We start from the raw sequence: 1,941 nt of genomic DNA on the forward strand, positions 1-1,941 counted from the left end.
CTTGCCGCTGTTCATCGCCGCCATCTGGTTCACCAACCTGCGCGAAGAACAGGCGAACCCGTCACCGCCTGCCACCCGCACCAACGACAACACCGCGCTCTACGCCGTCATCGCCCAACAACGCGGCGGGGCGGCGGTCTGCGGCGCGGGACAAGTCAAAAAAGTACTGAAGGACGATACCGAAGGCAGCCGCCACCAGCGCTTCATCCTTGACCTCGGCGCAGGAAAAACGGTGCTGGTCGCGCACAACATCGACCTCGCGCCGCGCCTGCCCGATTTGCATCCTGCCGATCACGTCGCCTTCTGCGGCCAGTACGAAGCCAACGCGCGCGGCGGCGTCATCCACTGGACACACCGCGACCCGGCAGGACGCCATGCAGACGGCTGGCTGGAATTACGCGGCAAGCGGTATCAATAGACACCACACCGTCCATCAAAGCCGTTCACGCGGCAGACCGTCGGGCAAGCATAAAAAAACCGGATGCGCTGGCATCCGGTCGGAGGAAAGGGCAGGGCGGTCAGTTGTCAAGACGCACGCCACCGAAGGAGGTATTAAGACTGCTGTCGTTGGGGAAAACGACCTGTCCGGCGGTTTCTTTGGCATTTTCACCATAGAGTGCGCCTTCATAGCGGCCTTTGTCGTTACCGACCACGCTGGCGTTGCCGCTGTATTCAGCACCGCGCAGGCGACCCTGTTTCAGGTCAATGTCGCGACGCATCCCGGGGAGAATGATTTTGCCGTCAACGATGCGTTCACCGAAGTCCACATTGAGGGTGCTTTCACCTTTGGTATAAACCTTGTCGCCGACCGTATCCCAGCGCACGGCGTTGCCGTGATAGACCGCCTTGCCGCTTTGCGGAACGTTGTCGGTCTTGTCGCCACGATAACGCAGCTCCTTAACCTGACCGCTGTTATCCGTCCAAACGCCGTAGAAGGAAGCGTACTGGTTGTAGCCGTGCAGTTTGCCGTAAGGCGTGGGGATGACAACGCTGCCTTTGGCTTCTTTGGAAAGATCGATTTTGGCATCATCGGCAGTAATGCTGTCGCTGGCACCGGAGCCGCCACAGGCGGCGAGCAGGGTGACAACAGCGGTAGAGAGCAGAATATTTTTCATCGCTTTATTCCTCTTTAATCGTGAATTGCAGCGCTCTGTTTTGAGCGCGGGTATTATGGCGCGTTTTGTTGTAAAAGTCCGTGGGAATTTGGTCATTTTGTTGTCAGTATGCGACAAGGTTCAGGTCGCCAAAGACAGCCCCAAGCTAAACAGCAGGTTGATGACGCAGGTAATGAGGACGATGCTTTTCAGCTCGCCCCCGGCGCGGGCGGGGTCGGCGGCGCAATAAAGGCGTTTGGCGTGGCAGGCGAGGGCAGGGCAGGCCAGCAACCACAGCAGGCTGGCAGGAGCGCTCGCGGCGTAGGCAAGGTAACAGGTTGCGGCGGCAGCGAGCAGCGCGAGGTGAAAGCGTTTGCTGCGCGCAAAGCCGAGTTTGACGGCGATGGTGCATTTGCCGACAGCAGCGTCGCTGTCAATGTCGCGCATATTGTTGATGTGCAACACCGCGGCGGAGAGCAGGCCGCAGCCGGTCGCGGGCAACAGCACCGCCGGGGTGTAGCCGCCGCTTTGCAGGTAATAGCTGCCGATGACGCCGAGCAGGCCGAAGAAGCAAAACACGCTGACCTCGCCGAGGGCGTGATGGCCGTAAGCGTAGCGGCCCACGGTGTAGGTGATGGCGGCGAGGATGGCGAGCGCGCCGAGCAGCAGGAACAGCAACAGGCCGCTCCAGCCGGGCGAGCTGACCGCGAGCAGGGCGATGCCGAAGGAGAGCGAGGCGAGGACGCCCGCCGCCAGTAGTTGCCGCATCTGCCGGATGCTGACCGCGCCGCTGGCGGTGAGGCGGCGCGGCGCACTGGCGGGACGATGGCGGTCGGTGCCGCGCACG

Annotated in this window: 3 protein-coding genes; 1 reads left to right on the forward strand and 2 read right to left on the reverse strand. The window is 61.7% G+C overall.

The features are described 5' to 3' along the window. Position 1 precedes the first annotated feature (1 nt). Positions 2 to 418 (forward strand): DUF3465 domain-containing protein, encoded by a 417-nt coding sequence (locus Q0349_RS01755; RefSeq protein WP_366916253.1) that lies wholly within the window; start codon positions 2 to 4, stop codon positions 416 to 418. A 100-nt stretch (positions 419 to 518) separates the two neighbouring features. On the opposite strand, the gene Q0349_RS01760 is transcribed toward Q0349_RS01755, so the two are convergent. Together Q0349_RS01760 and menA are read right to left on the reverse strand one after the other, a co-directional pair. Next, the gene (locus tag Q0349_RS01760) at positions 519 to 1,115 is read right to left on the reverse strand and encodes a Slam-dependent surface lipoprotein (RefSeq protein ID WP_298079102.1); all 597 of its coding nucleotides are present in this window, start codon (positions 1,113 to 1,115) and stop codon (positions 519 to 521) included. Positions 1,116 to 1,235: 120 nt separating this feature from the next. After that, positions 1,236 to 1,941, reverse strand: a 706-nt coding sequence (gene menA, locus Q0349_RS01765; protein ID WP_298079103.1) for a 1,4-dihydroxy-2-naphthoate octaprenyltransferase, incomplete at its 5' end; no start/stop codon positions are given.

Origin of the sequence: uncultured Cardiobacterium sp., from assembly GCF_938028185.1 — a bacterium.
GTDB lineage: Bacteria > Pseudomonadota > Gammaproteobacteria > Cardiobacteriales > Cardiobacteriaceae > Cardiobacterium.

Excerpts from the sequence above, each read along its gene's own strand:
- Q0349_RS01760 (WP_298079102.1), bottom strand. The coding sequence starts at position 1,115 with ATGAAAAATATTCTGCTCTCTACCGCTGTTGTCACCCTGCTCGCCGCC.